The organism is Bradyrhizobium sp. CIR48 (assembly GCF_014198315.1).
In the GTDB taxonomy this organism is placed as follows: Bacteria; Pseudomonadota; Alphaproteobacteria; order Rhizobiales; family Xanthobacteraceae; genus Bradyrhizobium.
The window spans coordinates 62,663-83,938 of record NZ_JACIHG010000009.1 but is presented as its reverse complement, the minus strand read 5'-3'; the positions used below and the strand labels follow the sequence as shown (position 1 = coordinate 83,938).

At 65.6% G+C, this 21,276-nt stretch carries 21 protein-coding genes; 15 read left to right on the top strand and 6 right to left on the bottom strand.

Annotated elements, in window-relative coordinates; translation table 11 throughout:
* The first annotated feature begins 157 nt into the window (after positions 1 to 157).
* The 3 genes from rph to hemW are packed head-to-tail and all read left to right on the top strand — an operon-like array spanning position 158 to position 2,719.
* On the top strand, positions 158 to 871 hold the full coding sequence (gene rph, locus GGD66_RS26495) for a ribonuclease PH (RefSeq protein ID WP_018323503.1): 714 nt from the start codon (positions 158 to 160) through the stop codon (positions 869 to 871).
* An 11-nt stretch (positions 872 to 882) separates the two neighbouring features.
* Positions 883 to 1,518 (top strand): RdgB/HAM1 family non-canonical purine NTP pyrophosphatase, encoded by a 636-nt coding sequence (gene rdgB / locus GGD66_RS26490; RefSeq protein ID WP_092251373.1) that lies wholly within the window; start codon positions 883 to 885, stop codon positions 1,516 to 1,518.
* Positions 1,519 to 1,534: 16 nt separating this feature from the next.
* On the top strand, positions 1,535 to 2,719 hold the full coding sequence (gene hemW / locus GGD66_RS26485) for a radical SAM family heme chaperone HemW (RefSeq protein WP_092251371.1): 1,185 nt from the start codon (positions 1,535 to 1,537) through the stop codon (positions 2,717 to 2,719).
* Positions 2,720 to 2,837: 118 nt separating this feature from the next.
* Here hemW and GGD66_RS26480 read toward each other — a convergent pair whose 3' ends face one another.
* On the bottom strand, positions 2,838 to 4,070 hold the full coding sequence (locus GGD66_RS26480; protein WP_183259457.1) for a penicillin-binding protein activator: 1,233 nt from the start codon (positions 4,068 to 4,070) through the stop codon (positions 2,838 to 2,840).
* A 339-nt stretch (positions 4,071 to 4,409) separates the two neighbouring features.
* Here GGD66_RS26480 and rsmI point away from each other — a divergent pair, with 339 nt between their 5' ends.
* The 7 genes from rsmI (at position 4,410) to GGD66_RS26445 (ending at position 11,599) form a co-directional block, all read left to right on the top strand.
* Positions 4,410 to 5,360 (top strand): 16S rRNA (cytidine(1402)-2'-O)-methyltransferase, encoded by a 951-nt coding sequence (gene rsmI / locus GGD66_RS26475; protein ID WP_092251369.1) that lies wholly within the window; start codon positions 4,410 to 4,412, stop codon positions 5,358 to 5,360.
* Entirely contained in the window at positions 5,347 to 5,748 is a 402-nt protein-coding gene (locus GGD66_RS26470; RefSeq protein WP_092251366.1) for a YraN family protein, read from the top strand. The genes rsmI and GGD66_RS26470 overlap by 14 nt, the downstream gene beginning before the upstream one ends.
* A 10-nt stretch (positions 5,749 to 5,758) precedes the next feature.
* On the top strand, positions 5,759 to 6,703 hold the full coding sequence (gene gshB, locus GGD66_RS26465; protein ID WP_092251365.1) for a glutathione synthase: 945 nt from the start codon (positions 5,759 to 5,761) through the stop codon (positions 6,701 to 6,703).
* A gap of 467 nt (positions 6,704 to 7,170) precedes the next feature.
* Positions 7,171 to 7,992, top strand: a complete 822-nt coding sequence (cpaB, locus tag GGD66_RS26460; protein WP_018323511.1) for a Flp pilus assembly protein CpaB — start codon at positions 7,171 to 7,173, stop codon at positions 7,990 to 7,992.
* Between the two features lie 13 nt (positions 7,993 to 8,005).
* A complete protein-coding gene (locus GGD66_RS26455; protein ID WP_092251361.1) occupies positions 8,006 to 9,523 on the top strand; it encodes a type II and III secretion system protein family protein in 1,518 nt (505 codons plus the stop codon).
* A 55-nt stretch (positions 9,524 to 9,578) separates the two neighbouring features.
* On the top strand, positions 9,579 to 10,313 hold the full coding sequence (locus tag GGD66_RS26450; protein WP_183259456.1) for a CpaD family pilus assembly protein: 735 nt from the start codon (positions 9,579 to 9,581) through the stop codon (positions 10,311 to 10,313).
* Positions 10,310 to 11,599 (top strand): AAA family ATPase, encoded by a 1,290-nt coding sequence (locus tag GGD66_RS26445; protein WP_092251357.1) that lies wholly within the window; start codon positions 10,310 to 10,312, stop codon positions 11,597 to 11,599. Before GGD66_RS26450 ends, GGD66_RS26445 begins: the two co-directional genes overlap by 4 nt.
* A gap of 21 nt (positions 11,600 to 11,620) precedes the next feature.
* Here the strand turns inward: GGD66_RS26445 and GGD66_RS26440 are convergent, their stop codons facing one another.
* Together GGD66_RS26440 and GGD66_RS26435 are read right to left on the bottom strand one after the other, a co-directional pair.
* A complete protein-coding gene (locus GGD66_RS26440) occupies positions 11,621 to 12,394 on the bottom strand; it encodes a tetratricopeptide repeat protein (RefSeq protein WP_183259455.1) in 774 nt (257 codons plus the stop codon).
* Positions 12,395 to 12,573: 179 nt separating this feature from the next.
* Positions 12,574 to 12,819, bottom strand: a complete 246-nt coding sequence (locus GGD66_RS26435) for a PilZ domain-containing protein (protein WP_011083489.1) — start codon at positions 12,817 to 12,819, stop codon at positions 12,574 to 12,576.
* Between the two features lie 227 nt (positions 12,820 to 13,046).
* Here GGD66_RS26435 and GGD66_RS26430 point away from each other — a divergent pair, with 227 nt between their 5' ends.
* The 5 genes from GGD66_RS26430 to GGD66_RS26410 all read left to right on the top strand — a co-directional run bounded on the left by GGD66_RS26430 (position 13,047) and on the right by GGD66_RS26410 (position 19,549).
* Positions 13,047 to 14,585, top strand: a complete 1,539-nt coding sequence (locus tag GGD66_RS26430; protein ID WP_018323516.1) for a YifB family Mg chelatase-like AAA ATPase — start codon at positions 13,047 to 13,049, stop codon at positions 14,583 to 14,585.
* A gap of 109 nt (positions 14,586 to 14,694) precedes the next feature.
* Positions 14,695 to 15,168, top strand: a complete 474-nt coding sequence (locus tag GGD66_RS26425) for a hypothetical protein (protein WP_183259454.1) — start codon at positions 14,695 to 14,697, stop codon at positions 15,166 to 15,168.
* Positions 15,169 to 15,292: 124 nt separating this feature from the next.
* The gene (locus tag GGD66_RS26420; protein WP_183259453.1) at positions 15,293 to 17,530 is read left to right on the top strand and encodes an ATP-binding protein; all 2,238 of its coding nucleotides are present in this window, start codon (positions 15,293 to 15,295) and stop codon (positions 17,528 to 17,530) included.
* Between the two features lie 104 nt (positions 17,531 to 17,634).
* Positions 17,635 to 18,264 (top strand): histidine phosphatase family protein, encoded by a 630-nt coding sequence (locus GGD66_RS26415; protein ID WP_183259452.1) that lies wholly within the window; start codon positions 17,635 to 17,637, stop codon positions 18,262 to 18,264.
* Between the two features lie 226 nt (positions 18,265 to 18,490).
* A complete protein-coding gene (locus GGD66_RS26410) occupies positions 18,491 to 19,549 on the top strand; it encodes an AI-2E family transporter (RefSeq protein ID WP_026202944.1) in 1,059 nt (352 codons plus the stop codon).
* A 4-nt stretch (positions 19,550 to 19,553) separates the two neighbouring features.
* Here the strand turns inward: GGD66_RS26410 and GGD66_RS26405 are convergent, their stop codons facing one another.
* From GGD66_RS26405 to GGD66_RS26395, 3 genes are all read right to left on the bottom strand, one after another.
* On the bottom strand, positions 19,554 to 19,793 hold the full coding sequence (locus tag GGD66_RS26405; protein ID WP_092251335.1) for a hypothetical protein: 240 nt from the start codon (positions 19,791 to 19,793) through the stop codon (positions 19,554 to 19,556).
* A gap of 100 nt (positions 19,794 to 19,893) precedes the next feature.
* The gene (coaA, locus tag GGD66_RS26400) at positions 19,894 to 20,850 is read right to left on the bottom strand and encodes a type I pantothenate kinase (protein ID WP_018323521.1); all 957 of its coding nucleotides are present in this window, start codon (positions 20,848 to 20,850) and stop codon (positions 19,894 to 19,896) included.
* Positions 20,851 to 20,877: 27 nt separating this feature from the next.
* Positions 20,878 to 21,198 (bottom strand): phosphoribosyl-ATP diphosphatase, encoded by a 321-nt coding sequence (locus GGD66_RS26395; protein ID WP_018323522.1) that lies wholly within the window; start codon positions 21,196 to 21,198, stop codon positions 20,878 to 20,880.
* Between the last annotated feature and the right edge of the window lie 78 nt (positions 21,199 to 21,276).

Here is a 21,276-nt window from a genome sequence, read left to right as displayed (position 1 = left end):
ATAATTTGTCCATCCAGGAGGGTTCTGACAAGCGTCGCGTTTGCAGGGTGGAAAACCGACGGTGAAAAAGCCTTGTCCTTTCCCCTTGCCGCATACCCTCACCCCACCTACAAGCACCGCGAACAGCCCTATACCGACGAGTTTTGGAGGATTTCCCATGCGGCCAAGCCGCCGTGCGCCCGACGAATTGCGCCCCGTGACGCTGGAGCGCGGCGTGGTCAAATATGCGGAAGGCTCCTGCCTGGTGAAGTTCGGCGACACCCATGTGCTGGTCACCGCCACGCTGGAAGATCGCCTGCCGCCGTGGCTGAAGGGCCAGGGCCGCGGCTGGGTCACCGCTGAATACGGCATGCTGCCGCGCGCGACCTCCGAGCGCACCCGCCGCGAGGCTTCCGCCGGCAAGCAGAGCGGCCGCACCGTCGAGATCCAGCGCCTGATCGGCCGCTCGCTTCGCACCATCGTCGATCTCGAAGCGCTCGGCGAGCGCCAGATCACGGTCGATTGCGACGTGCTCCAGGCCGACGGCGGCACGCGCACGGCCTCGATCACCGGTGCCTGGGTCGCGCTCGCCGATTGCATCAACTGGATGAAGGCGCGCAACATGATCAAAGCCAACGTGATGCGCGACAACGTCGCCGCGATCTCCTGCGGCATCTACAACGGCACGCCGGTGCTCGATCTCGACTATGCCGAGGATTCGGAAGCCCAGACCGACGCCAATTTCGTCATGACCGGCGATGGCCGCATCATCGAGGTGCAGGGCACCGCGGAACGCGAGCCGTTCACGCAGGACGAGTTCCTGAAGCTGATCGCCCTGGCGCAAAAAGGCATCGCGCGTCTCGTGGACTTGCAGAAACTGGCTGTGGCGTAGTCAATAGGCCCATGCACCGCCGAATCACCGGAAAGCTCGTCATCGCCACCCATAATCCCGGCAAGCTGGCCGAGATGAAGGAGCTGCTCGCGCCGTACGGCATCGAGGCGGTGTCGGCCGGTGAGCTCGGCCTCGCCGAACCGGACGAGACCGGCAACGATTTCCGTAGCAATGCCGCGATCAAGGCGATCGCGGCGGCGCAGGCGACCAGGCTTCCCGCCTTTGCCGACGATTCCGGCATCGTGGTCGACGCACTGGATGGTGCGCCCGGCATCTACAGCGCGCGCTGGGCCGGCCCAGGCAAAGACTTCAACGCGGCGATGGCACAGATCGAACGCCTGCTGCAGGAGCGTGGCGCGACGAGCCCGGAGAAGCGCAAGGCGCATTTCGTCTCCGCGCTCTGCGTCGCCTGGCCCGACGATCATCTCGATGAGGTCGAGGCGCGCGTCGACGGCACGCTGGTCTGGCCGCCGCGCGGCACCGCCGGGTTTGGTTACGATCCGATGTTCCTGCCTGACGGATATGATCGCACCTTCGGCGAGATGGAGAGCATCGAGAAGCACGGCCTGCCGCCGCTTGGCCTCGGCCTGTCGCATCGCGCCCGCGCCTTCGTGAAACTGGCGGAGATCTGCCTTGAGCCGCGATAGAGCGTTTTCGAGCGAAGTGGATACCGGTTCGCGCCAGGAAAACGCGTCAAAACAAGAATCCGCAGCCTTCGGCGTCTACGTGCACTGGCCGTTCTGCCTGTCGAAGTGTCCCTATTGCGACTTCAACAGCCATGTCCGTCACGCCGCGATCGACGAGGCGCGCTTCGCATCCGCCTTCGCGCAGGAGATCGCGGCCACCGCCGAGCGCTCGCCCGGCCGTGAAGTCACCTCGATCTTTCTCGGCGGCGGCACGCCCTCGCTGATGCAGCCCGCAACCGTCGGCGCGGTGCTCGACGCGATCGGCAAGCACTGGACCGTCGCCGGCGATGTCGAGGTGACGCTGGAGGCGAATCCGACCAGCGTCGAAGCCACGCGCTTTGCCGGCTATCGCACCGCCGGCGTAAACCGCGTTTCGCTCGGCGTACAAGCGCTCGATGATGCCTCGCTGAAAGCTCTGGGCCGCCTGCACAGCGCGCGCGAGGCGCTCGATGCGGTCGCGATCGCGCGCCGCTCGTTCGATCGCTATTCGTTCGATCTGATCTACGCCCGTCCCGACCAGACGCCGGCGATGTGGGCCGATGAACTGCGTCTCGCTATCGACGAAGCGGCCGAGCATCTGTCGCTCTATCAATTGACGATCGAGGAAGGCACGCCGTTCTTCGGCCTGCACCAGGCCGGCAAATTGAAGACGCCGGACGAAGCGGTCTCGCGCGCGCTCTACGACGTCACGCAGGAGACCTGCGACAAGCTCGGCCTGCCCGCCTACGAGATCTCCAATCACGCGCGGCGCGGCGCCGAGTGCCGGCACAATCTGGTCTACTGGCGCGGTGAGGAATATGCCGGCATCGGCCCCGGCGCGCATGGCCGGCTCGACATCGACGGCGTCAGGCATGCGACCGCCACCGAGAAGCGTCCCGAGGCCTGGCTGATGCGGGTCGAGACCAACGGCCATGGTGTCGTCACCGACGATCTCCTCAACAGCGAAGAGCGCGCCGACGAATTCCTGCTGATGGGATTGCGTCTCGCCGAAGGCATCGACCCCGAGCGCTACAAAGCCCTCTCCGGTCGCCCGCTCGATCCGAAGCGCATCGCGCTCCTGCGCGAGGAAGGCGCGATCACGGTGGATGCGACGGGCCGGCTGCGCGTGACCAGCAGCGGTTTTCCGGTGCTGGATGCGGTGGTCGCGGATCTCGCGGCGTAGCGAGATGCCGTAGGGCGGGCAAAGGCGCACTTGCGCCGTGCCCACCTTCTCTCAGCAATTCGCATGAAGTTCGTGGGCACGCTTCGCTTTGCGCACCCTACGGCACCGTCGTCCTGAGCTACGCCCCAAAACTCTTCGGCGAGCCCGCGACCGCAACGCCGCCGCCGTTCGTCACTTTCATCACCGCAAGCCCGCGCTCATTGGTGCCATCCGCGCGGAAACGAAACAGGCCGTCGATGCCGGCGAAGCCGGACGGATTGGTCAGCACGTCGGGCGAGAAGCGCGTGGTGCCTTGCGTCCGCGCCAGCGCGGCGACCAGAGCGACCGCGTCATAGGCCAGCGTTGCGGTGCGAATCGGCTCCGCGCCGTATTTGGTGCGGTAGCGACCGGAGAAGGCGCGGAAGCCGGCCGGGTCGGGCGCGGCATAGAGGCCGCCTTGCAGGTTCGCATTCGCATAGACCCGCGGATTGTCCCACAGGCCGGTGCCGAGCAGCTGGATGTTGCGTAAGTTCGCGCCCGCCGCGGTCATCGCATCTGCGACCGTCACCACGGCATCGCCGTCATCGGCAATGAACAACGCATCCGCGCTGCCGAGCTGCTGCGCCACGGTGCGCGCCGGTGTGGCGCGATCGGCGCCGTATTTCTCGAAGGCGACGATGCGCCCGCCCCGGCGCGGCACGGCCGCCTTCACCGCGGCCTCGACGACATTGCCATAGGCATTGTCGGGCACCAGCACGGCGACGGAACGCTTTCCGATGCTGGCGGAATATTCGACGATGCGATTGACGTCGGACTCTGGCAGGAAGGAGAGCAGATAGACGCCGCGGCCGGCGATGCTGGAATCGGTCGAGAACGCGATCACCGAGATGCCGCGCGTGCGCGCGACCTGCGCCACCGCCGGCACCGATTGCGCGAACAGCGGTCCCAGAATGATCTCGGCGCCTTCGTCGACGGCCTGCTGCGCGGACGCCTGCGCGCCCTGCGGGCTGCCATTGTCGTCCTTGATCAGCAGCTGGATGTTCGGGTTCTGGAACTCGGCCAGCGCCATCTCGGCGGCGTTGCGCATGGATTGTGCGGCCAAGCCGGCATTGCCGGCGGCCGAGAGCGGCAGGATCACGGCGACCTTCACGCCGCCGGTGCCGGCGGTCGTCGCCTGTTGCGGGGGACCTGCGGGTTGAGCCGGCGGCGTCGAGCTCGAGAACGGGTTGGAGAACTGGCTCAGGCTCTGCTGCACGCCGGCGCAGGCCGACAGCAGGGGCGTGCCGAGCAACAGGCCGAGCGCGCTCCGGCGGGTCGCCCCTGACATCAGGGACCCCGGAACGGGAGATTTTGGATGACGCGGGCCCACCATTTCAGCTTCTCTTCTGACCCGCCGGCGCCGGCCAGTCACGACATTCTTTCCACGACACAAGCCGCGGATTCAGGCATATTGTCGGCAAATAGTTAACCGAAACAAAAGGATAATAGCCGCTTAACGCGGCCGCCTTGCTGTCCCGGCAGCTGTTTGCCCTCGCTCATTCAGCAACAAGGCGGCGTTTCGGTCGCGAATATGGCGTGAGAGCCCTCACTCCCCCTCGACGTGATCCTGGATCGATCACATTCCCGTCCGTTCCTCGCCCCTCACCTCGGCACGATCTTTTTCGGCGAGCCGGTTCCCAGCCCTGCGGATCGTGCCTAAGTTGCTTTCATTATGCGCGCAAAGCCGGCCCCGATAAATACGCCTGAAGCTCAAGACGCCGCCTCGCGCGGTTTCTCCATCGATGCCCATCGGCTTGCGGCGCCGAAGGCGGCACCGGGCCTCCATCTGGTCGCAACCCCGATCGGCAATCTCGGCGACATCACGCTGCGGGCGCTGCAGACCCTCGCTGGCGTCGATGTCATCGCCTGCGAGGATACCCGCATCACCCGGCGCCTGACCGAGCGCTACGCCATCGCCGCGCAGCTCAAGCAATATCACGAGCACAATGCGGAAGCCGCGCGTCCAAAAATCCTGGAGGCGCTGGGGCAGGGCGGCTCGATTGCACTGGTCTCCGACGCCGGCACGCCGTTGATCTCCGATCCCGGCTTCAAGCTGGTGCGCGAGGTCTGCGCCGCCGGCCATGCGGTGTATGCCCTGCCCGGCCCGTCCTCGGTGCTGGCGGCGCTGTCGGTCGCGGCACTGCCGACCGACCGCTTCTTTTTCGAAGGCTTTTTGCCGGCGAAGTCAGCCGCGCGAAAGGCGCGCTTGACCGAGCTCGCGCGCATCGATGCGACGCTGGTGATGTTCGAGTCCGGCAACCGCGTGCAGGACACGCTCGCAGAGCTCGCCGAGATCATGGGAGCGCGCGAGGCCGCGATCTGCCGCGAGCTGACCAAGCTGCACGAGGAGATTTCGCGCGCACCGTTGAGCCAGCTGGCGCGCGAGGCCGATACGCTGGAGACGCGCGGCGAGTTCGTGCTGGTGATCGCTCCGCCAGCGGCCGACGCCGAGATGCTGACATCGGATGCGCTGGACGATCTCCTGCGCGAACAGCTTGCCGCGCACAGCGTCAAGGACGCCGTGGCGCATGCGGTCGCGCTCTCGGGCCGGCCGCGCCGCGAAGTCTATGCCCGCGCGCTCGAGCTTGCCAAAGACTTAAGGGGCGGCGATGGCAAAGACTGAGGTCCCGGCGGAACCGAAGGTCGCCTCGCCCGAGCGCGTCGCCGCGTTTCACACCGGCATCTCCGCGGAGAGCCGCGCAGCGGCCTATCTGATGGCCAAGGGTTACCGCATCCTGGCCAAACGCTACCGCACCCCGCATGGCGAGATCGACATCGTGGCACGCCGCCGCAATCTGATCGCCTTCGTCGAGGTCAAGGCGCGGGCCACGCTGGATGACGCCGCCTTCGCCGTGACGCCGCGCCAGCAGCAGCGCATCATCGCCGCCGCGCAAGGCTGGCTCGTGGCGCATCCCGAGCATGCCGAATTCGAATTGCGATTCGACGCCATGCTGATTGCGCCGCGCTCACTTCCGCGCCATGTGTTGGCGGCATTCGACGCCTCGACCTGAAAGGCAGACCATGAAACTGAACGTCGCCGTCCAGATGGACCCCATCGCCCGCATCAACATCAAGGGCGATTCCACCTTTGCGCTGCTTCTGGAGGCGCAGAAGCGCGGCCACGGCCTGTCCTATTATACGCCCGACAAGCTCTCGATGGTCGGCGAGGAGATCGTGGCGCCGGTTCAGCTCCTGACCGTGCGCGACGAGTCCGGCGACCATTTCACGCTCGGCGAACCCAGGCGCGAGGCGCTGAACGGCTTCGACGTGGTGCTGCTGCGCCAGGACCCGCCGTTCGACCTCGCCTACATCACCTCGACGCATCTTCTGGAGCGCATCCATCCGAAGACGCTGGTGGTCAACGATCCCGCCTCGGTGCGCAACGCGCCGGAAAAACTGTTCGTAATGAATTTTCCGCAGTTGATGCCGCCGACCCTGATCTCGCGCGACTTAGATGAGATCAACGCGTTCCGCGACAAGCACGGCGCCGTCGTCATGAAGCCGCTGCACGGCCATGGCGGCGCGGCGGTATTCCGCGTGATGCCGCAGGACATGAATTTCGGCTCGCTGTTCGACATGTTCTCGGTGACGTTCCGGGAGCCCTGGGTGATCCAGCAATTCATCCCCGAGGTGAAGCACGGCGACAAGCGCATCATCCTGGTCAACGGCGAGTTCGCTGGCGCAGTGAACCGCGTGCCGGCCACCGACGACCTCCGTTCCAACATGGTGCGCGGCGGCGCGGCGCAGGAGACCGAGCTCACCCCGCGCGAGCGCGAGATCTGCGCCACCGTCGGCCCGGCGCTGCGCGAGAAGGGCCTGCTGTTCGTCGGCATCGACGTCATCAACGGCAATCTCACCGAGATCAACGTGACCTCGCCGACCGGCATCCGCGCGATCGCGCGGCTTGGCGGGCCGGATGTGGCGGCGAAGGTGTGGGACGTGATCGAGCAGAAGCGGGCGAAGTAGCACTCTGCAATGATGACGTTGGGGAGCGCGCGAACTCTCCTCAACGTCGTCCCGGCGAACGCCGGGACCCATACTGCGGAATCTATCCGGGGAGCTTGGTCGCGGTACCGGGCGCTCAATCTTCGTCAAACTGCTCCCTGGGGTTATGGGTTCCGGCGTTCGCCGGGACGACACCGATGTTGTGGAGCGCTGCTGCGATCCCATTGGCATGATCGCACCCACCCACCACTAACCACCCATTCACCATGACGCCGCGCATGTCATTCGAACGGACGCTCCGTACTGCGTGAATCTACGGGGCCGCTGGCCGACCGGATAACGCCGCGTTCACCATCTGCCGAAAACCAGCATCGTGGCCGGCCATCGCATTCGGCCTCGCAACACCCCTTATACTTTTACTCCCTACTCATCGACGCGGGGGAACACGCCAGGTGCGGTTCGAGTGCCCCGCGTATGAGTAAAAGCGTATGAATACCGCACGCATTGTCGTTCTCGTCATCGCGCTGGGCGCCGGCGGCGTCGCGGCGTATCTGGCGAGCGGCTTCGACAACAAGCCCGCAACCGTTCTGCCCGCCGCCGAGAAGCTGCCGACCGTCGAGGTCCTCGTCGCCAAGTCCGACATCGGGCTCGGCCAGGCCGTGAAGCCCGAGGACCTGCAATGGCAGGCCTGGCCGGCAGCGACCGCGAGCAGCGCCTTCATCCGCCGCGACAGCAGGCCCGAGGCGCAAACCCAGATCGCCGGCTCGATCGCCCGCGTCCCGCTGATGCAGGGTGAGCCGATCCGCGAGCAGAAGCTGGTCAAGGCCGACGGCTCCGGATTCATGGCCGCGATCCTGCCCGCCGGGATGCGCGCCGTTTCCACCGAGATCTCAGCCGAGACCGCCGCTGGCGGCTTCATCCTTCCGAATGACCGCGTCGACATCGTCCTGACCCGCCGCCTGAAGAACCCCGACGGCGCCAACAACAACGGTCCGACCGGCGGCAACGATCTCGTCCTGTCCGAGGTCATCCTGACCAATATCCGCGTGCTCGCGATCGACCAGGCGCCGAAGGAGAAGGACGGCCAGAACGCCGTCGTCGGCAAGACCGTCACGCTTGAGCTCCGGCCCGACCAGGTCGCAGTGCTCGCAGCCGCGCGTCAGGGCGGCACGCTCCAGCTCGCGCTGCGGAGCATCGTCGATGCCAACGCAGTGGACGGCACGCCTGAGGACCAGGGGATCAAGCGTGCGGGCGGCGTGAACGTAATCCGTTACGGGGTGCAGGCACGGCAATTGACGTCACAGAAGTGATGATGGGGATAGCATGAACTACGGGGATGATCGGACGGGCGTGCGCCCTCGGGGGAAGCGCACGCGCTCGTTCTGGACGGGGACGATGCTGATGCTGGGGCTGCTCGCAGCCCCCGACCTGGTCAGCGCGACGGATGCGCCGGTCGGCGACCAGGCGCCGATGCAGGCACCGGATTTCGGCGTGTCGTCGGTCGCGACCATCGCACCGGCGAAGACGCGTTTTCTCTCGCTTGGCGTCGGCAAGTCCGTCGTCATCGACCTGCCTCGGGAGGTCAAGGACGTGCTGGTGGCCGATCCCAAGATCGCCAATGCAGTGATCCGCTCGGCCCAGCGCGCCTATATCATCGGCGGTCAGGTCGGCCAGACCAACGTCGTGTTCTTCACCGCCGACGGCCAGCAGGTCGCCTCCTATGACATCGCAGTGAAGCGCGACCTCAACGGCATGCGCGCGGCCCTGCGCCAGTCGCTGCCGGGCGTCCAGATCGAAGGCGTCGGCGACAGCGTGATGCTGACCGGATCGGTGTCGAGCCCGGTCGAGGCCCAGCAGGCCGGCGAGGTCGCCGCAAAGCTGGTCGGCGGCTCGGACAAGGTCGTCAACAGCATCGTCGTGCGCGGCCGTGACCAGGTGATGCTCAAGGTCGTCGTCGGCGAAGTGCGCCGCGACATCGTCAAGCAGCTCGGCGTCGATCTCAGCGCCAGCCTGAACGCCGGCACCGCGGTGGTGAATTTCAACAATTCCAACCCGTTCTCGGTCTCGGGCGGACCGATCGTCGGCAGCAACGGGCTCGGCGTTGCCGGCCTCGCCAAGGGCGTCGCCACCGTCAGCGCCACCATGCGCGCAATGGAAAGCGCCGGCGTCATGCGCACGCTCGCCGAACCGAGCCTGACCGCGATCTCCGGCGAATCCGCCACCTTCATTGCCGGCGGCGAATTCCCGATTCCGGCAGGCTATTCCTGCGATCCGGTCACCCACGTCTGCACCACCCAGGTCACCTACAAGAAGTTCGGCATCTCCCTGAACTTCACCCCGGTCGTGCTCAGCGAAGGCCGCATCAGCCTGCGCGTGATGACCGAGGTCTCGGAGCTGTCGAATACGAATTCGATCACGTTGACGCAGGCGGTGTCCTCGACCTCGAGCAACTCGATCACCATCCCCTCGATCCAGACTCGCCGCGCCGAGACGACGCTGGAGATTCCCTCCGGCGGCTCGATGGCGATGGCCGGCCTGATCCAGCAACAGACCAAGCAGGCGATCAACGGCCTGCCCGGCGTCGACCAGGTGCCTATCATCGGCGCGCTGTTCCGCAGCCAGGACTTCGTCAACAACGAGACCGAGCTGATGGTGATCGTGACGCCCTATGTGGTGCGCGCGGTTGCCCAGAAGGAATTGGCGCGGCCCGACGACGGCTTCGCCCCGGCCTCGGACGCGCAGACCGCGCTGCTCGGCCGTATGAACCGCCTCTATGGCATCGCGCGTCGCGTCGATCCGATCGCCGGCGCGCCCGGCGATTTCGGCTTCATCATCGACTGAGACGAACGGACGGCTGGAGAACGGGGCGGGATTTGGGGCAAGAGGGGATGAAGCGATGACGAAGACGACAGCCGATCGACGTCGCAATCTGGGCGTCGCGCTGGCACTGACGGGACTCTCCCTCATGCTGGGCGCCTGCAACACCACCGGCGAGATCGTCACCCAGACGGTGCCGACCGACTATCGCCAGCGCCACCCGATCGCGGTGCAGGAAGGCAAGAAGTCGATCGTGATCTTCGTCGGCAAGGCGAGGGGTGGCCTGTCGGCCGCGCAGCATTCGGACGTCGCGGGCATCGCCCGGGACTGGGTGCGAGAAGGCACCGGCTCCGTCGTCGTCGACGTTCCCGTCGACAGCGCGAATTCGCGCGCGGCGGCTGCGACCTATCGGGAAATCCGTTCCGTGCTCGCATCCAGTGGCGTGCCGTCGCGTGCCATCGTCCAGCACCCCTATCGCCCTGAGGATCCCGGGCTGCTGCCCACCATCCGCCTGAGCTATTCGAAGATCGCCGCGGTCGCCGGCCCTTGCGGGCTGTGGCCGGAAGACCTGGGTCCTAACATCCTCGATCCCGGCTACAACGAGAATCGGCCCTACTTCAATCTGGGCTGCGCCAGCCAGCGTAATCTCGCCGCGATGATCGACAATCCGGCCGACCTGGAGCAGCCGCGATCCGAGACGCCGGCCTATACCGCGCGGCGCGACATCGCCTTTGATCGCTATCGCAAGGGCACTGCGATCTCGACTCCCAATTCCGAGGCCGACAAGGCCAAGCTCAGCGACACAGGCAAATGACGGGCATTCACGACGAAGAAGCGGACGATCCGCAGCACCCCGAGGAACACATTGCGCCGGTTCCCCGCATCTCGGTGCAGGCTTTTTGCGAGACCGATAAGACGCTCGCCGCGGTGACCGCGGCAGGGCAGGACCGCCGGCTCGCCAAGGCGCACCTCACCGCCAAGGACGGTGGCCTTGCCGCGGCGATCGAAGTCTATGAATCGATGCCGACGCCGAACGTGATCGTGATCGAATCCGACGGTACGCGCGACATTCTCGAGGGACTGGACGACCTCGCCGGCGTCTGCGACCCCGGCACCCGCGTGGTCGTGATCGGCAATCCCAACGACACCGCGCCCTATCGCGAGCTGGTGCGCCGCGGCGTCAACGATTACGTGGTGGGACCGGTCGAAACCCTCGACGTCGTCCGCTCGATCTGCAGCCTGTTCTCGGCCTCCGAGGCCATCATCACCGGCCGCGTCATCGCGGTGGTCGGCGCCAAGGGCGGCGTCGGCGCCTCCACGGTCGCACACAATGTGGCCTGGACCATCGCGCGTGACCTCGCGCTCGATTCCGTCGTGATCGACCTCGACCTCGCCTTCGGCACCGCGGGCCTCGACTACAACCAGGACCCCGTGCAGGGCATCGCCAACGCGGTGCTGTCGCAGGACCGGCCGGACACGGCGCTGATGGAGCGCCTGCTCTCCAAATGCACCGAGCGCCTCAGCCTGCTCGCGGCGCCTGCCACCCTCGACCGCGTCTATGATTTCGGCGCCGAAGCTTTCGACGCCGTGTTCGACACGCTGCGCATGACCACGCCCTGCATCGTGCTCGACGTTCCCCACCAATGGTCCGGCTGGACGCGGCGCGCACTGGTGAACGCCGACGACATCGTCATCGTGGCCGAGCCCGATCTCGCCAATTTGCGCAACACCAAGAACATGCTGAGCGTGCTGAAGGCGGCGCGGCCGAACGATCGGCCGCCGTTGTACTGCCTCAACCAGGTCGGCATGCACAAGCGCGCGGAGATCGAGGTCAAGGCGTTCGCCAAGACCATGGAAAGCCAGCCGATCGCGGTGATCCCGTTCGATTCGAAACTGTTCTCCACCGCGGCCAATAACGGCCAGATGATCGCGGAGGTCTCCAAGAGTCACCGCACCACCGAGCTGTTCCAGAACATGGCGAACCGCCTTGCCGGACGCGGCGAGGTGAAGAAGCCGAAGCGCTCGCTGCTCGGACCGCTGCTGAAGAAGCTGAAGGGCAAGTCAAGCCGCAACTCGGCGCCGCATCGCAAGGCGTCGTAAGCGTACACCAAAAGGGGCGGATTACTTGTCCGCCCGCTGCTGCTTCTTCGCCAGCAGCTGCCGCAGCGCCGCGACCTTGGCCGCGGCCTGGTCCGGCGGCAAATCTGCCTTCACGAGGATTTCGGCCTCGGCCTCGCGGCCCTGCAATCCCAGCACGAGCGCGAGATTGGCCCGGACCCGCGCATCGTTCTGATTGCGCTGATAAGCGCGGCCGAGCACCTGTTCGGCCTTCGGCAAATTGTTTTGCAGCATATAGGACAGGCCGAGATTGGACAGCACGGTCGGCTCGTCCGGCACGATCTTCAACGCCGCGGCATAATATTGCTGCGCCTCCTCGTTGCGGCCAAGCTGATCGAGCGCCGCACCCTGCGCCGACAGGATGCGCCAGTCCGGATCCTCGGGCGTATGCGCGCGGCTGAGGACGTCGAAGGCCTGCTGGAAATTGCCGCTGTCGGCAAGCGCGCGGCCATAGCCGGCGAGCAGCGCCTTGTTGCTGGGATGGGCGAGCACCGCCTGCTCCATGACCGCAACCGCCTGCGCGCGCTGGCCGGACTCGCGCAGCGCCTTGCCGTAGGCAAGCGCAATGTTGGGATCACTGGGCTTGGCGCGATAGCGCTCGCGCAACGCATCCATTTCCGGCTTGGCATCGGCCTTGACGGCCGTTTCCGATCTGACACCGAGCGCGCCGGTCACATCCTCGATGCCGGCGGTCTGGCAGCCACCCAAGGCGAGCACCAGGAGTGCGGGAAGCAGCAATCTCGCCGGGGGAGAGGCGAGGGACGAACGCTTGGACATACTCTGATCACTCGGCAACTGATCAGAGATGCTTACCGATTAACGCTAAATTCCCGTTAAGGACGCGGCTTGGGAGATCTCAAAGCATGATCCGGAAAAGTGCGCAGCGGTTTTCCGAAAAGACCTTGCTTGAACAACAACCTAAAGCGCGATGCGATTCATCCTCATCGCGTCGCGCTTTAGTCGGTGAACTCGGCACCGAATTCGCAGCCGATGCGCCAGCGCAGGCGGCACTGGCGGGAATAATCGGGTGCGAAGATGATGGTGAATTGCGGCGGCACTTCCAGGAATTCCGCCACCACTTTCACGCCGCCATCCGAAATATCGGTGATCGTGCAGTCCCGCGGCAGCGAGCCCGCGCCAAAATGGATCTTGGCGAGCCGGCTGCATACCCGACGTTCGCTTCTCCGGCGATTTGCAAGCATTTGAATTGTTCACCCGTTAGACCACGGCCCATCCCGCAGCCTTAGGAGTAGCGGACATTCGTTGGAATGTGCTGAGGACAGAAGCCGGCATTCGAGGCTTAGTGTCGGCATGTCGTTTACGACTGGTTAGGGCTGCTCCCCGCCCCAGATCGTTCCCGTATTGTTCTTGCGGAAACCGCCCGCCTCTGCTACCCCTAATTGTGCGAGAGGGGCAGGCTGGTTTGAGCATGGTTCAGCGGGTTTCCACCGTCGCCTTTGAGGGGATCGAGGCCCGTGCGGTCGACGTGCAGGTGCAGGTCGCGCCGGGCCTGCCGGCCTTCGCGATCGTCGGCCTGCCGGACAAGGCGGTGTCGGAGGCGCGCGAGCGGGTGCGCTCGGCGCTGATCGCCTCGGGGCTGGCACTGCCGGCGCGGCGGATCATCGTCAATCTGGCGCCGGCCGACCTGCCGAAGGAAGGCAGTCATTACGACCTGCCGATCGCACTCGGCCTGATGGCGGCGATCGGCGCGATCCCGCCGGATGCGCTGACCGGCTTCACCGTGCTCGGCGAGCTCGGCCTCGACGGCTCGATCGCGCCCGTGGCCGGCGTTCTTCCCGCCGCGTTCGGCGCCAATATGCGCGAGGAAGGGCTGATCTGCCCGGTCTCGTGCGGTTCTGAAGCGGCGTGGGCGAGCCCGGACATCCAGATCATCGCGGCAAGCTCGCTAATCCAGATCGCCAACCACTTCAAGGGCACGCAGGTGCTGTCGCGGCCATCACCGAAGGTGCATGAGCCCGCGGCCTCGACGCTCGACCTGCGCGACATCAAGGGCCAGGAAAGCGCCAAGCGCGCGCTGGAGATCGCCGCCGCCGGTGGGCATCATCTGCTCATGATCGGCGCGCCCGGCGCCGGCAAGTCGATGCTGGCGGCGCGCCTGCCCTCGATCCTGCCGCCGCTGTCACCGAGCGAACTGCTCGAGGTCTCGATGATCGCCTCCGTCGCCGGCGAGATCGAGGGCGGCGCGCTGACCGCGCGGCGGCCGTTCCGCTCGCCGCATCATTCCGCCAGCATGGCCGCGCTCACCGGCGGCGGCATGCGCGCAAAGCCCGGCGAGATCTCGCTGGCGCATCAGGGCGTGCTGTTCCTCGACGAATTGCCGGAGTTCGATCCGCGCGTGCTGGATTCACTGCGGCAGCCGCTGGAGAACGGCGAAGTCGCGGTGTCGCGCGCCAATCACCGCGTCACCTACCCTGCCCGCTTCATGCTGGTCGCGGCGATGAATCCGTGCCGCTGCGGCAACGCGTTCGAGCCGGGCTATGCCTGCAAGCGCGGCCGCGTCGACCGCTGCACCGGCGACTATCAGGCGCGCATCTCCGGCCCGCTGATGGACCGCATCGACCTGCGCATCGAAGTGCCGGCCGTGACCGCGGCGGATCTGATCCTGCCACCGCCGGCGGAAGGCTCCGCCGAGGTCGCCGCCCGCGTGGCCGCGGCGCGCGACATTCAGCTCGCGCGTTATGCCGATGCCGGCCTGCCCAAGGTTCGGACCAATGCCGAGGCCCCAGCCTCCGTGCTGGAGGAGATCGCAAAGCCGGACGCGCAGGGCCAGAAGCTGCTGCGCGACGCCGCCGAGACCATGCGGCTGTCGGCGCGCGGCTATCACCGCGTGCTGCGGGTGGCGCGCACGCTGGCCGACCTCGATCGCGCCGACAAGATCGGCCGGCTGCATCTCGCCGAAGCCTTGTCCTACCGCGCACTCGCGGAGGATGTGCGGCAGATGGCTTGATCATTCCGCGCATCAACCCGGTGGTAACGAGTTTCCTTTACGCTCTGCAAACCATAAGGCCCGCTAAGTTTCGATTACGAGTTCCCGGGGCCCCGGCGAGTAGAGTGTCATGTTGCGTTTCAAGATCCTGACCTCGGTTGTTCCCTTGTTGGCGGCTGCGGTGTTCGCCCGCGCGGAGATCGGTTCGGTCTCGCATCCCTGCATCGCCCTCGGCGAAACCTCGGTCGAGCTCACCTCCCTGTTCTGGACGGCCGCCGTCCATGTCGCCTTCACCGAAGATCCCGCCCGGGCCACAGTGCGGGTTCAGACCACCGACGATGCCGATACTGCGGACTTCGCCGTGGTCGACGACGGTCTCGGTTCCGAGCCGGATTCCTGTCAGGCCAATCCCTCGACGCGCCTGGTCTCGATTGCCGCTCAGCCCGTCGATGGCGGCCAGGTGATCTATCTCTCCACCGAAGGGCCGGCGGATTACCGCATCTATGTGCGCTCGAAGTCGTTCTCGCAGCGCGAGGCCGCGGCGCTGATCGTCGGCGCCCATGGTGGCCATCGCCCGCTCCCGCTCCAGGCCGCCTCGCTCTGAAGCGTTAACACCTCGTCAACCCTGTTTGGAGGCAGCGCCAAAGCCTCAAGCTGTTCGCAAGGTCGGCGCGACATCGTCGCAGACGGCGGGTGGCGGGATTCGAAAAAGAGTCGGGGTCGGTGCGATGGGTCGGACGTTCCGGATCAAGGTGCGCATGCGCCGTTTCAGGCGACAGCATCCTCGCATCGCCTTCGCGATCCGCTCTTTCATGATCTTCTCGGCGACGTTCGGCGGCGCCTATGGTTTCGTGTCCGGCAGCCGGTCCGAAAGCTCCGGCTACGATCCCCACACCTTTGCGATCGGCGCGAGCTTCCTGTTCGCGCTCGCCTGCCTCGGCCTTGCGACGCTGAGCATGCGCCTGCGTTTCGTGAACAAGCGGCTGCGCACCCTCGCCGCCCACAACGAGGCGCTGATCGACCGCAATTGGGAGCTGAAGGAAGCGGAAGAACGCGCCCGCAGCCTATTCGAGCAACAGGGCGACCTCATCGTGCTGCGCGCTACCGATGGCCGCATCACCTTTGCCAACGAAGCCTATTGCGCGCTCGCAGGACAGACGCGCAGCGCGCTGGTCGGCACGCGTTTCGATTTCGACCTGCTGGAGCAGGGCGACAGCGCCCGCGAGAGCAGCGGCACACGCATCCACGACCAGAAGATCGCAACCCCGCTCGGCGCGCGCTGGATCGCCTGGCGCGAAGGCTATGTCCGCCTCGATGCCGGACAGCCCGCCGAATTGCAGAGCGTGGGGCGCGACGTCACCGACCGCACCGAGACCGAACGCGCTCTGTCCGACGCGCGCGACCAGGCCGACGCTGCCAACCGCGCCAAATCGCGCTTCCTCGCGATGGCTTCGCACGAAATCCGCACGCCGCTGAACGGCATCATCGGCATGGGCGGCCTCCTGCTCGACACCAATCTGACTCCGGAGCAGGGGACGTACGCCAAAGCGGTGAAAACCTCGGGCGAAGCCTTGATGGCGCTGATCGAGGAACTGCTCGACTATTCCAAGATCGAGGCCGGCAAGCTTGATCTGGAGCAGCGTCCCTTCGCGCTCTCGACCCTGGTCGAGGAGATCACCGAGTTGCTCGCGCCCCGCGCGCAGGCCAAGACGCTGGAGATCGCCGCCTATGTCGACGAGCGCCTGCCGCTGGAGGTGGTCGGCGATGCCGCGCGGCTGCGCCAGGTGCTGCTCAATCTCGCCGGCAACGCCATCAAGTTCACCGGGAGCGGTGGCGTCGCGCTGATCGTCGAGCCCGGTATCTGGCCGAACGAGATCAGCTTCCTGGTCCGCGACTCCGGTATCGGCATTGCGCCGGAGGCGCAGCAGCGCATCTTCCGCGAATTCGAGCAGGCCGACGAGCGCGTCGCCCGCACTTATGGCGGCACCGGGCTTGGCCTTGCCATCAGCGAACGCATCGTCAAGCGCATGGGCGGCCGGATCACGCTCGCAAGCGAGCCGGGCAAAGGCTCGACCTTCGAGATCGCGGTGCCGCTTCCGCCCTCGCAAGCCAGTGCGGGACAGACGGCCTTTCCGAGCCCCGACCTCACCGGCAAGTCGATGCTCCTCGTCGCCGACGGCATCGAGGCCTCGCTGATCGCGCGGCGCCTCGAGCGCTGGGGTGGCCAGACCTGCATGGTTGCGGATGCCGCGGTCGCCGAAGCGCTGCTGCCGGAACGCTCATGGCACGCGGTGCTGATCGATCGTGGGATCGGCCCTGCCGCGGCCGACCAGCTGGGCGAACTGGCCCGCGCGCATGCGCTGCAGCGCCTCGTGCTGCTGACCTCCAGCTCGCGCCACGAAAAGCTGTCGCCGGCCTTCACCGGTTTTCTGGTGAAGCCGCTTCGGGCGGCCTCGCTTGCCGCGCGCCTTGCGATGACGCCGGAGGTGGCCTCGCCCGATCTGGCGCCGGAACCGCCGGTGGAAGCTGCCGGCGCGACACCGGCCAAGGGAGCGACCAAAGGCCTGTCGATCCTCGTCGCCGAGGACAACGAGATCAACGCGCTGTTGATGCGCTCGCTGCTGACGAAGCTCGGCCATCGCGTCGTCATCGCCGTCCACGGCGAGGCCGCGCTGGAGTCCTGGCTCGCCGCTTCATCGGCGGGCACGCCCTATGATCTCGTGCTGATGGACATCCAGATGCCGCAGCTCGACGGCATCGAGGCGACGAAGCGCATCCGCGCGCATGAGGCCGCGACCGGCGGCCACCACACGCCGATCCTCGCGCTCACCGCCAATACGCTGGTGGAGGACCGCTATGCCTGCTTCGAGGCGGGCATGAACGGATTCCTGATCAAGCCGCTCGATCGCGACAAGCTGGACGAAGCGCTGGCAGGGCTGGCGGCGTCACGGCGGCTGGCTGTCTGATCCGAAAACATCACGGGAACTTCGTCCCGTCAGCAATCGATAATTGAAATCGACCGCGTTGCGCGCCACCATCCTCCGGGGGCCTTTGCAGGAGGGTTTCGCGCATGACCGTGCTTTGCCGCCTCGTATTCATTGTTCTTCTCGCTGGATTTTCCCGACACGCCGCGGCCGATACGCCGGAGCTCATCGCCTCGCTCAAGCAAGGCGGCTACGTGCTGATCTTTCGGCACACCGCCACCGACGACAGTCAAAAGGACGTCTACCCCTTCAAGTTCGACGACATGAGCGCCCAGCGTCAGCTCAGCGAAAAGGGCAGGGACATGGCGCGCCAGATCGGGGCAGCGATCAAGGACCTCGAGATTCCGATCGGCGATGTCTACACCAGCCGACTCAACCGTGCGATCGAGGCCGGCAAGCTGATCTCCGGCCGCGAGGTCAAGCCGGTCGACGCGTTGACGGACAGCAGCAGCGCCAGCGCATCGGGAATGGCAAACCCGACCGGCGCCAATGCAAAGGCCGGACAGGCGGTGCGCCAGCTCGTCGACGCGCCGCCGAAAGCTGGTACCAACAATTTCCTGGTCACCCACAAGACGAACGTCGCCGATGCCTTTGGCAAGGAGGCCGGTGACGTCGGGGAAGGCGAGGCTTTCGTTTACAAGGCCGGCAGCGCCGGCCCCGCCACCTTTGCCGGACGCATCAAGCCTGCGGATTGGAGCGCCAAAGCCGGCAAGTGAAGCGCCCGCCTTCGACCCTGTTCGCTGGTGTGATGGAGGGGCCGGATTTCCCCGGCCTCGACGAGCCGGCTCACGTGGAGGGTATCCGGCCAAAGTCTCGGCAACTGAGATTTGCCGAGACATTGCCGAAACGCCGCGGACAGATTGACCTTGTCCGACTTGCCCCCGCACGATCGTCTTGTGATACCCACGTCTTGCGAGTTCCGACTGAAAGGCTGGCGAACACGTGAGAACATCGGAAGACCGCTCATTTCTAGTATTGCTTGCCGCAATCACGGTCGCGTTTGGCTGGGTGCTTTGGCCTTTCTCCGGAGCATTGCTGTGGGCCACGCTGCTGGCCATCATCTTCGCCCCGCTCTATCGACGCTTCCTGGAAACCCTGCCGGGAAAGCGTAACCTTGTCGCATTCTCCACCGTCGTCGTCGTGGTGGTGATCGTCTTGATCCCTGTCGCGATCGTCATCGCCTCGCTCATCGACCAGGGAGGGGAGCTGTATCAGCGGGTTCAGTCGGGGGAGATCAGTTTTGCTCATCCGCTTCAGCAGCTGAAATCCGCACTGCCCGACTGGGCTGCTCCCATGGCGGATCGCCTCGCCAGCATCGATTTTTCGGCCCTGAAGGAACGCCTGTCGGGTCTGCTCGTCCCGGCCGGCCAGCAGCTGGCCGGGCACGCGATCAACATCGGTCAGTTGACCCTCGAATTCGTCGCAAGCTTGCTCGTGATGTTGTACCTGCTGTTCTTTCTGCTGCGCGACGGTGACGAGCTGAACGCACGCATCCGCGACGCCCTGCCGCTGCGTGCGAGCCACAGCGCCGAGATTCTGACTGCGTTCACCCTGGCTGTTCGCGGGACGATCAAGGGAATTATCCTCGTTGCCCTGATTCAGGGCGCGCTTGGCGGGGTGATCTTCTGGTTGCTCGGACTGACCGCACCGCTCCTGGCCGGCGCGCTGATGGCGCTGCTCTCGCTTCTGCCCGTGCTCGGCTCCGCGCTGGTGTGGTTTCCGGCCGGGCTCTATCTGCTCGTGGCAGGCTCAGTCACGAAGGGAATCATCCTGCTCGCTTTTGGCACCTTCGTGATTGGCCTTGCGGACAACTTTCTTCGCCCCATCCTGGTCGGGCAGTCGATCCGGATGCCAAGCTACATTGTGTTGCTCGCCACCCTGGGCGGCCTTGCGGCTTTCGGTGCAAACGGCTTCGTCATCGGCCCACTCGTCGCGGCCATGTTCCTGACGGCCTGGCAGGTCTACGTCCGCTCGAAAGAGCAACAGGAAGCCCGGAAATGACCTGCTACGCGGCGTAAGCGATGAAGCGCGGCGCGGAGAGCTTGTCGGGCGGCCCCGGAGTGTTCTGGAAGACGGTGTCCGTTTTTGCCGCCCGCTTGCAATGCGGGCATACGAAGAGATGCGCGATCACCGGAACCGGCTCGTCCGCGAGCAGTTCCGAGCGGAACCACCTCATCTCGACATGGCAATCCGGACAGGTCGGTGCTTCGAGTTGTTCCGCAGCACTTCTGAGACGATCAACCATCGAGACCTCGCGTTTTCCAAGGTCTTAGCCCAATACCTCTCGTCGGTCTGCAACAAAAGACACCGCTGCACGAACGCGCAGGATCCGCCGACCGCCGCGATTACAAACGCCTGAGCGCCACGCTCTCCACGGTGTGGTCGGCGCCCTTCTTCAGGATCAGCGTCGCGCGAGGGCGGGTCGGCAGGATATTGTCCTCGAGATTGGCGAGGTTGGTGCGTTCCCAGATCGCGATCGCGGTGGCAGTGGCTTCCTCGTCCGACAACAGCGCATAGCGGTTGAAGTAGGACTTCGGATTGGTGAATGCGGTGTCGCGCAGCGCCAGGAAGCGCTTGATGTACCATTGCCGCAGCGCGGCTTCGTCGGCGTCGATATAGACCGAGAAATCGAAGAAGTCGGAGACCACGGGCACCGCCTTGCCGTCGCGCGGCAGCTTGCCGGTCTGCAGCACGTTGACGCCCTCGACGATCAGGATGTCGGGCTGGTCGATCTCGGCCCACTGGTTCGGCACGATGTCGTAGGTCAGATGCGAGTAGACCGGCGCACGCACATGGCGGCGGCCGGACTTGATGTCGGACAGGAAGCTGAGCAGCAGCGGCAGGTCGTAGCTTTCCGGAAAGCCCTTCTTCTGCATGATGCCCTGCCGGTCGAGCACGGCGTTCGGATAGAGGAATCCGTCGGTGGTGATGAGTTCGACCTTCGGACGCGGCGACCAGCGCGCCAGCAGGGCCTGGAGCACGCGGGCCGTGGTGGATTTTCCGACCGCGACCGAGCCGGCGACGCCGATGATGTAGGGCACCTTGCGGTCGCGGATGTTGAGGAACTGGCGCTCCGCATAATACAGGCGCTGCATCGCATCGACATAGATCGAGAGCAGGCGTGACAACGGAAGATAAATATCCTCGACTTCCTTGAGATCGAGGCGATCGTGCAGCGAGCGCAGCCGGTCGAACTCGCCCGGCTCCAGCGTCATCGGCGTATCGTCGCGCAGACGTGCCCACTCCTCACGCGAATAGATGCGGTACGGATTATACTGCTGCTCGGGTGCGCGGATATCCATAACGCGACCTTTCCGTTGCGGCTTATACTAGCCCTTACGCGACGCTTTCTCTTCCAACCCTGACATATTCGTCCGCTTGTCGAGCGCCGCTTCCACCTCTTCCAGCTTTACGCCGCGGGCCTTGAGCAAGACAAGGAAGTGATAGAGCAGGTCTGCGCTCTCCGCGATCAGATGCGCGCGATCGTTTTCGACTGCTGCGATTACGGTTTCGACTGCTTCCTCACCGAACTTCTTGGCGCAATGCTCGGCGCCCTTGTCGAGGAGCTTGCGGGTATAGGACGCTTCGCCGCCCGCCGCCGCGCGGGCGTCGATGGTCTCGGCCAGATCGTGGATCGTGAAACGCGGCATCGGAATTACTCGGAAACACGCTTGGCAACACACTTGGCCACGGAGGCCATTCCCCGCTACCTCATGTAGCACTTTTAT

What these genes read in the sequence shown, in the direction of transcription:
- rph (WP_018323503.1), top strand. Translation starts at nt 158, where the DNA reads ATGCGGCCAAGCCGCCGTGCGCCCGACGAATTGCGCCCCGTGACGCTG.
- rdgB (WP_092251373.1), top strand. Translation starts at nt 883, where the DNA reads ATGCACCGCCGAATCACCGGAAAGCTCGTCATCGCCACCCATAATCCC.
- GGD66_RS26480 (WP_183259457.1), bottom strand. Translation starts at nt 4,070, where the DNA reads ATGGTGGGCCCGCGTCATCCAAAATCTCCCGTTCCGGGGTCCCTGATG.
- rsmI (WP_092251369.1), top strand. Translation starts at nt 4,410, where the DNA reads ATGCGCGCAAAGCCGGCCCCGATAAATACGCCTGAAGCTCAAGACGCC.
- GGD66_RS26470 (WP_092251366.1), top strand. Translation starts at nt 5,347, where the DNA reads ATGGCAAAGACTGAGGTCCCGGCGGAACCGAAGGTCGCCTCGCCCGAG.
- gshB (WP_092251365.1), top strand. Translation starts at nt 5,759, where the DNA reads ATGAAACTGAACGTCGCCGTCCAGATGGACCCCATCGCCCGCATCAAC.
- cpaB (WP_018323511.1), top strand. Translation starts at nt 7,171, where the DNA reads ATGAATACCGCACGCATTGTCGTTCTCGTCATCGCGCTGGGCGCCGGC.
- GGD66_RS26455 (WP_092251361.1), top strand. Translation starts at nt 8,006, where the DNA reads ATGAACTACGGGGATGATCGGACGGGCGTGCGCCCTCGGGGGAAGCGC.
- GGD66_RS26450 (WP_183259456.1), top strand. Translation starts at nt 9,579, where the DNA reads ATGACGAAGACGACAGCCGATCGACGTCGCAATCTGGGCGTCGCGCTG.
- GGD66_RS26445 (WP_092251357.1), top strand. Translation starts at nt 10,310, where the DNA reads ATGACGGGCATTCACGACGAAGAAGCGGACGATCCGCAGCACCCCGAG.
- GGD66_RS26440 (WP_183259455.1), bottom strand. Translation starts at nt 12,394, where the DNA reads ATGTCCAAGCGTTCGTCCCTCGCCTCTCCCCCGGCGAGATTGCTGCTT.
- GGD66_RS26435 (WP_011083489.1), bottom strand. Translation starts at nt 12,819, where the DNA reads ATGCTTGCAAATCGCCGGAGAAGCGAACGTCGGGTATGCAGCCGGCTC.
- GGD66_RS26430 (WP_018323516.1), top strand. Translation starts at nt 13,047, where the DNA reads ATGGTTCAGCGGGTTTCCACCGTCGCCTTTGAGGGGATCGAGGCCCGT.
- GGD66_RS26425 (WP_183259454.1), top strand. Translation starts at nt 14,695, where the DNA reads ATGTTGCGTTTCAAGATCCTGACCTCGGTTGTTCCCTTGTTGGCGGCT.
- GGD66_RS26420 (WP_183259453.1), top strand. Translation starts at nt 15,293, where the DNA reads ATGGGTCGGACGTTCCGGATCAAGGTGCGCATGCGCCGTTTCAGGCGA.
- GGD66_RS26415 (WP_183259452.1), top strand. Translation starts at nt 17,635, where the DNA reads ATGACCGTGCTTTGCCGCCTCGTATTCATTGTTCTTCTCGCTGGATTT.
- GGD66_RS26405 (WP_092251335.1), bottom strand. Translation starts at nt 19,793, where the DNA reads ATGGTTGATCGTCTCAGAAGTGCTGCGGAACAACTCGAAGCACCGACC.
- coaA (WP_018323521.1), bottom strand. Translation starts at nt 20,850, where the DNA reads ATGGATATCCGCGCACCCGAGCAGCAGTATAATCCGTACCGCATCTAT.
- GGD66_RS26395 (WP_018323522.1), bottom strand. Translation starts at nt 21,198, where the DNA reads ATGCCGCGTTTCACGATCCACGATCTGGCCGAGACCATCGACGCCCGC.